The organism is Roseicyclus sp. (assembly GCF_052168335.1).
In the GTDB taxonomy this organism is placed as follows: domain Bacteria; phylum Pseudomonadota; class Alphaproteobacteria; order Rhodobacterales; family Rhodobacteraceae; genus Roseibacterium.
In genome coordinates this window covers 1-6619 of the sequence record NZ_JBQLZP010000199.1, presented here as the reverse complement: position 1 = coordinate 6619, position 6619 = coordinate 1, and the positions used below count along the sequence as shown (strand labels likewise).

At 68.9% G+C, this 6619-nt stretch carries 9 protein-coding genes; 6 read left to right on the top strand and 3 right to left on the bottom strand.

Annotation, left to right across the window (positions count from 1 at the left end; genetic code table 11):
- Positions 1-472, bottom strand: a 472-nt coding sequence (locus ACTS11_RS06380; protein WP_442639500.1) for an enoyl-CoA hydratase-related protein, incomplete at its 3' end; no start/stop codon positions are given.
- Positions 473-603: 131 nt separating this feature from the next.
- On the opposite strand from ACTS11_RS06380, the gene ACTS11_RS06375 reads away from it, so the two are divergent.
- Positions 604-1026 carry a PaaI family thioesterase gene (locus tag ACTS11_RS06375; RefSeq protein ID WP_442639499.1) on the top strand — a complete coding sequence of 141 codons (423 nt, stop codon included), beginning with the start codon at positions 604-606 and terminating at the stop codon, positions 1024-1026.
- An 83-nt stretch (positions 1027-1109) separates the two neighbouring features.
- Positions 1110-2087, top strand: a complete 978-nt coding sequence (locus ACTS11_RS06370; protein WP_442639498.1) for an SLAC1 anion channel family protein — start codon at positions 1110-1112, stop codon at positions 2085-2087.
- Positions 2088-2094: 7 nt separating this feature from the next.
- Here the strand turns inward: ACTS11_RS06370 and speE are convergent, their stop codons facing one another.
- The gene (speE, locus tag ACTS11_RS06365) at positions 2095-2949 is read right to left on the bottom strand and encodes a polyamine aminopropyltransferase (protein WP_442639497.1); all 855 of its coding nucleotides are present in this window, start codon (positions 2947-2949) and stop codon (positions 2095-2097) included.
- Positions 2950-3009: 60 nt separating this feature from the next.
- The gene (speD, locus tag ACTS11_RS06360) at positions 3010-3507 is read right to left on the bottom strand and encodes an adenosylmethionine decarboxylase (protein WP_442639496.1); all 498 of its coding nucleotides are present in this window, start codon (positions 3505-3507) and stop codon (positions 3010-3012) included.
- A gap of 250 nt (positions 3508-3757) precedes the next feature.
- Between speD and ACTS11_RS06355 the strand changes: the two genes are divergently transcribed.
- The 4 genes from ACTS11_RS06355 to rpsI all read left to right on the top strand — a co-directional run bounded on the left by ACTS11_RS06355 (position 3758) and on the right by rpsI (position 6618).
- Positions 3758-5074 (top strand): NAD(P)/FAD-dependent oxidoreductase, encoded by a 1317-nt coding sequence (locus ACTS11_RS06355; RefSeq protein ID WP_442639495.1) that lies wholly within the window; start codon positions 3758-3760, stop codon positions 5072-5074.
- A 15-nt stretch (positions 5075-5089) separates the two neighbouring features.
- Positions 5090-5446 (top strand): DUF5368 domain-containing protein, encoded by a 357-nt coding sequence (locus ACTS11_RS06350; protein ID WP_442639494.1) that lies wholly within the window; start codon positions 5090-5092, stop codon positions 5444-5446.
- Between the two features lie 209 nt (positions 5447-5655).
- Entirely contained in the window at positions 5656-6117 is a 462-nt protein-coding gene (rplM, locus tag ACTS11_RS06345) for a 50S ribosomal protein L13 (protein ID WP_442639493.1), read from the top strand.
- A gap of 3 nt (positions 6118-6120) precedes the next feature.
- On the top strand, positions 6121-6618 hold the full coding sequence (gene rpsI / locus ACTS11_RS06340) for a 30S ribosomal protein S9 (RefSeq protein WP_442639492.1): 498 nt from the start codon (positions 6121-6123) through the stop codon (positions 6616-6618).
- The last annotated feature ends 1 nt before the right edge of the window (position 6619 follow it).

Genomic DNA, 6619 nt, shown 5'->3' with positions numbered 1-6619 from the left:
GGTGGGCGTCGGCGAACTCGCCCGTCGTCAGCATCTCGAAGACCTGCTTGCGCGGCACGTTGCGCGACAGGGCCACCATGGGCGTCGAGCAGAAGAGGCCGATGTTCACGCCGTTGACGCCGAAGCGCGTGCCCTCGGCCGCCACCGCGAGGTCGCAGGACGCGACGAGCTGGCAGCCCGCCGCGGTCGCGATGCCGTGCACCTCGGCGATGACCGGCTGGGGCAGGCGGGGGATCATCTGCATCATCGCCGAGCAGCGGTCGAAGAGGTCGCGGATCGCCTTCGCGCCGCCGTCGTTCGCCTGCCGCTTGGCGGTCATCTCCTTGAGGTCGTGGCCCGCGCAGAAGGCCTTGCCCACGCCCCGGAGCACGATCACGCGGCTCGTCTCGGTGCGCATCAGCGCGGTGAAGGCGGCCGTCAGCTCGCCGATCATCGCGTCCGACAAGGCGTTGAGATTGCCGGGGGAATTCATCGTCAGATACGTGACTGCGCCCCGGTCCTCGCGCAGCAGGATTTCGTCGGCCACCCCGGTCTCTCCCTTGCCAGTCTCGCCACCGGGGGGCAGGTTATCCGCAAAAGGGCAGAGGGGGAACAGGCAGGGACATGGCGCTACAGATGGACGCGGCCGCGCTCGCGCGGTTCATGGAGGTCGAGTTCCCGCAGACGGCCGGGGACTTCGTCATCGACGAGGTGGGCGAGATGCGCATCCGGGTGCGGATGCCGGTGGCGCACCGGCACCTGCGCCCCGGCGGCACCGTTTCGGGGCCGTCGATGTTCGCGCTGGCCGATGTCTCGGTCTATCTCGCGATCCTCGCCATGATCGGGCCGAAGGCGCTGGCGGTCACGACGAGTTGCGCGATCGATTTCATGCGCAAGCCCGCGGCGGGGGTGGACATGGTCTGCGAATGCCGCCTCCTGAAGCTCGGGCGCGTGCTGGCGGTGGGCGAATGCCTCCTGTTCTCGGAGGGGGTGGAGGCGCCGGTGGCCCGCGCCTCGCTCACCTACTCGATCCCGCCCGAGCGCTGAGCGCCTGCGACAGGACGCGACGCTGCATCCGCGCCGGGGAGGGCGTAGATGATTGACCAAGACAACCTCAGCGGGGCGAGACGATGACCGAGGCTGCGACAGGCGACAGGGCCCATGGCTGGCTCGAGCATTATCCCGTGACCTTCTTCGCGGTGCTGATGGGCCTTTTCGGCGTCACGCTCGCGTTCCACGCCGCCGCGCCGAGCTATCTGTGGGCCGAGCCCTTCGCGCTCGGTGCGCTCTGGATCTCGCTCGCGGCCTTCGTCCTGATCTCGGCGATCTACCTCCTGAAGGCGCTGCGCCACCCGCGCGCCGTGGCGGCGGAGTGGCACCACCCGGTCAAGCTCGCCTTCTTCCCGACGATCTCGATCTCGCTCCTCCTGATGGCGACGGCGCTGGCCGGGCCCTATCCGGGCATCGCGGGGCCGGTCTGGGTCGCGGGGATGCTGGGGCAGGGGGTGCTGACGGTCGCGGTGATCTCCGGCTGGATCAGCCACCGCTCCTTCCAGGTGGGGCACCTGACGCCCGCGTGGTTCATCCCGGCGGTGGGCAACGTCATCGTGCCCGTGGCGGGCGTTCAGCTCGGTTGGGTCGAGGTCTCGTGGCTGTTCTTTTCGGCGGGGATGATCTTCTGGGTCGTGCTGCTGACGCTGGTGTTCAACCGGCTGATCTTCCACGACCCGATCCCCGGCCGGCTCTTCCCGACCATGGTGATCCTGATCGCGCCGCCCGCCGTCGCCTTCGTGGCCTACATGCGGCTCACGGGCGGGGTCGATCCGGCGGCGCGGATGCTGGTCAACATGGCCTATGTCTTCGCGGCGCTGGTGCTGGTGCAACTGCCCAAGCTCCGCACGCTGCCCTTCGCGCTGTCCTGGTGGGCGCTGAGCTTTCCGCTCGCGGCGCTCTCCATCGCGTCCTTCGGCTACGGGCGCGCGATCGGCAGCCCGGCGCACGAGGTGATCGGCCTGATCGTCCTCGGCGCGCTGGTGCTGGTCGTGGCGGGGCTTGCCTTCCGCACCCTCCTCGCCGCGACGCGGGGCGAGATCTGCCGGCCGGAGTAGGCGCGCCTCAGGGGATGAGGCGCGCGACGTAGGGCGGCAGCGCGAAGGCGCCCTGATGCACCTCGGGGGTGTAGTAGTCCGTCGCGATGCCCGAGGCCGCGAAGCGCGCCTTCAGCGTCGCGAGGTCCGTCTCCCGCGCCGCCCCGTCCGTTCCCCAGCCGAGCGCCATGGGCCCGCCCGCATAGGTCGGGATGGTGGCGAGGTAGCAGGTCGCGTCGGAGAACAGCGCGCGGAAGGCGCGCATCGTGTCGGTCAGTTCGCCGCCCTGCAGGAAGGGTACGCCGTTCTGCGTGACGAGTATGCCGCCCGGCGCGAGGCGCGCCTTGGCGTGGCCGTAGAACGTGTCGGTGAAGAGCACCTCGCCCGGTCCCACGGGATCGGTCGAATCGACGATGATGACGTCGTAGTCGTCGGCGTTCAGGCGCATGAACTCCGCCCCGTCGGCGATGACGAGGTCGAGGCGCGGGTCGTCGAAGGCGCCCGCCGAGATGCCGGGCAGGTATTCCTTGCAGAACTCAACCACGCCCGCGTCGATCTCGACCATCGTGACCTGCTCGACATCGCGGTGCTTCAGTACCTCGCGCGCCATGCCGCCGTCGCCGCCGCCCACGATCAGCACGCGCCGGACCGCGCCATGGGCGAGGATGGGCACATGGGTCAGCATCTCGTGGTAGATGAAGTTGTCGGCCTCGGTCACCTGCACCACGCCGTCGAGCGTCATGACCCGCCCGAAGGTGGGGTTCTCGAAGACGCGGATGCGCTGGTGCTCGGTCGCGCTGTCGTAGTGCAGCCGCTCCATCCGCAGCGCCTGCGCATGGTCTGCGTGCAGGCGCTCGACGCTCCATCCCTCGAGGTCGGTCATGGTCCCCTCCGTGGCGCTGAGGGGCCGCGGTCCTCCCGCGGCCCTGCCGGTCCCCTGCGTTCAGGCGGCGGCGGTCTCGGCCACGAGGCCCTCGCCGCGGCGCAGTTCCTTCACGTGCACCGTCTCGGTCGCGAAGGCGCGCTTGAGCACGCCCACGGCCTTCCACGGGTCGGCGTCGCCGCACATGAAGACGTCGAAGGCGCCATAGCCGATCTCGGGCCAGGTGTGGACGGAGATGTGGCTCTCGGCCAGCACCGCCACGCCCGAGACGCCCTGCGGGCTGAACTTGTGCGTGTGGATGTGCAGGAGCGTCGCGCCACATTCGTCGACGCAGTCGCGGAACGCGCGCTCGATCCGGGCCTCGTCGTCAAAGCCGTGGCCGTTCTCGACCTCGATGATCAGGTGCGTGCCCGCGAAGACGCTGCCGTCTCGCCGGATGAAGTGATCGTCGCGGGTGTCGTCGAACAGCGTAGCTGCGGCCGTCTGGCCGCGGGAATCTTCCGCATGGGCGCCTGTCTCCAGACCAGTCCCCAGTTGGAAGAGGTCGGCGCGGGTCATGGCGCTCCCCCTTCTTACCAGCAGATTGATGTGGTGGGTCCTTAGCGCCCCCCCGGAAGCTCCGAGGTTGGGATCGGTCCCGGTTCGTGAGGGGCGCACGTAATGCGCCATACGAGTCGGATCAAGATGCAATCCGTGTCCGGGGCGAATTTCTCGCGCGGCGCGGGCCCGAATTGATGCATGTCAAGGAAGCAAGTTGGCATTGCACACTATCCCGCTCGAGACGGGACACGCGCAATGGAGTATCGCGATGAGTGAAGATTTCAGGACCAGCCGACGCGCCTTCCTGGCGCTTGCTGCGGCGGGCGGTGCCGTGGCGGCGCTGCCCGGGGCGGAGGCGCGGGCGCAGCCCGTCGCGACCTCGGCGCGCATCGTCATCATCGGGGCCGGGGCCGCGGGCACCGCGCTCGCCAATCGCCTGGTCGAGCGGCTGAGCGGCGCCGAGATCACGCTGGTCGATCCGCGCGTGCGGCATCTCTACCAGCCGGGCCTCTCGCTCGTCGCCGCCGGCCTCAAGCCGCCGGAATACGTCATCAGCCAGACCGAGGACTGGCTGCCGCGCGGCGTGGGGCTCGTGCAGGAGGCCGTGGCGGCGGTCGATCCCGAAGCGCGGACCGTCTCGACCGAGGGGGGGCAGACGCTGCCCTACGACTTCCTCGTCGTGGCGCCGGGCCTCGTGCTCGACAATGCCGCGATCGAGGGGTTCTCGCCCGACATGGTGGGCGAGAACGGGATCGGCGCGCTCTACGGCGGGCCGGAGGACGCGGCGCTGACTTGGGCCGCGGCGAGCCGCTTCGTCGAGGAGGGGGGCAGGGGCCTCTTCACCCGCCCCGCGACCGAGATGAAATGCGCGGGCGCGCCGCTCAAGCACACCTTCCTCATCGACGACCGCCTGCGCCGCGCGGGCAACCGCACCAATGCCGAGGTCGTCTATGCCGCGCCGCAGGGCGCGCTCTTCGGGGTTCCGATCGTGGCCGAGCGGGTGCGGATGCTCTTCGGCGACCGGGGCATCGAGACGCAGATGCAGCGCACCCTCCGATCCATCGACGCGGGCCGCAAGATCGCGACCTTCACGGATCAGGACGGGTTCACCTACGAGGAGGACTACGATTACATCCACATCATCCCGCCGCAGCGTGCCCCCGCCTTCGTGGTGGAATCGGGCCTCGCCTGGGCCGACCGCTGGACGGACCAGGGCTGGGTCGATTGTGACCAGTACACGATGCGCCACAACCGCTACGACAACATCTGGGCGCTCGGCGACGTGGCCGGGGTGCCCAAGGGCAAGACGGCGGCGAGCGTGAAGTGGCAGGTGCCCGTGGTCGAGGACCGGCTGGTGGCCGCCATACAGGGGCAGGAGGGGACGCGGACCTACCATGGCTACACCTCCTGCCCGCTCATCACCCGGATCGGCCGCGCCATGCTGATCGAGTTCGACTACGACAACAACCTGGTGCCCTCCTTCCCCGGCCTCATCGCGCCGCTGGAGGAGTTGTGGATCAGCTGGCTGATGAAGGAGGTGGCGCTGAAGGCCACCTACAACGCCATGCTGCGCGGCCAGGCCTGAGAGGAGGACGGAACGATGGAAGAACTCACATTCGAGACCATGATCGCCGTCTTCGAGGAGATGTTCGGCGCGACGCTCTTCTGGGTGATGTTGGCGGTCGCGCTGCTCATCACGCTGGGATATCTCTACGTCCTGGTCCGCGACCGCTCGATGGGGATGCGCCAGTTCCTCGTGGCGCAGCTCTTCATGCCGGTGGGCGCGGTCCTGGCCGTCTGGTTCGTCATGGCGATGACGGATTCGCGCCTCGCCGACATCGGCGGGCCGGTCGACGTGATCGTGCTCCTCGGCATTGCGGCGCTCGGTGCGGTGGGCGGGGCCATCCTCGTCTACACGGTCGAGCGGCTGGTGTTCCGGCGCAATCCGGCGGAGTGAAGCGGGGCTTGCGCTTGGGGTAAAATGATACCTTATGTGCAAGCCGTTGATTTTGCAGGAATGATCCGGCGCGCGTCCGCTTGACGCCGCCGCGGAAATGCGTAGAAGCATGCCATCCGAACAGGGGTGCCGTGGTGACACCGCGGCATCCCTTCGCGTTTCCGGCCGAGGCGACCGCCAGAGCCCCGCAAGAACCGAAGGGTTTGAACATGAAGACCTTCTCTGCCACGCCGGCGGATATCGAGAAGGAATGGATCCTGATCGACGCCGAGGGCGTCGTCCTGGGCCGTCTCGCCTCGATCATCGCCATGCGGCTGCGCGGCAAGCACAAGCCGACCTTCACGCCGTCCATGGACATGGGCGACAACGTCATCGTCATCAACGCCGACAAGGTTCAGCTGACGGGCAACAAGCGCGCCAAGCCGAACTACTGGCACACCGGCTATCCGGGCGGGATCAAGTCGCGCACGACCGGCCAGATCCTCGAGGGCGCGCATCCCGAGCGCGTGGTGACGCAGGCGGTCAAGCGGATGCTGCCCGGCGGCAAGCTCTCCCGCCAGCAGATGACCAACCTGCGCGTCTACGCCGGCGCCGAGCACCCGCACGAGGCCCAGCAGCCCACCGTGCTCGACGTCCGTTCGATGAACCCCAAGAACACGAGGCAGGCGTAAACCATGGCCGAGACTCTCTCTTCGCTCGACGAGCTCCGGGGCGCCGTGGACGGCTCCGACGCTCCCGCCGCCGCGACCTACAGCGCCGCACCGCGTGAGCCGGTGCGCGACGCGCTCGGCCGCTCCTACGCCACCGGCAAGCGGAAGGACGCGGTCGCCCGCGTCTGGATCAAGCCCGGCTCCGGCGTCGTCACCGTCAACGGCAAGCCGATCGACGCCTACTTCGCGCGTCCGGTGCTCCAGATGATCCTGCGCCAGCCCTTCCAGGTGGCGGGCGTCGTCGGCGAGTTCGACGTGATGGCCACCGTCAAGGGCGGCGGCCTCTCGGGCCAGGCGGGCGCCGTGAAGCACGGCATCTCCAAGGCGCTGCAACTCTACGAGCCGACGCTGCGCGGGCCCCTGAAGGCCGCGGGCTTCCTCACCCGCGACAGCCGCGTCGTCGAGCGCAAGAAGTACGGCAAGCGCAAGGCGCGCCGGAGCTTCCAGTTCTCCAAGCGCTGAT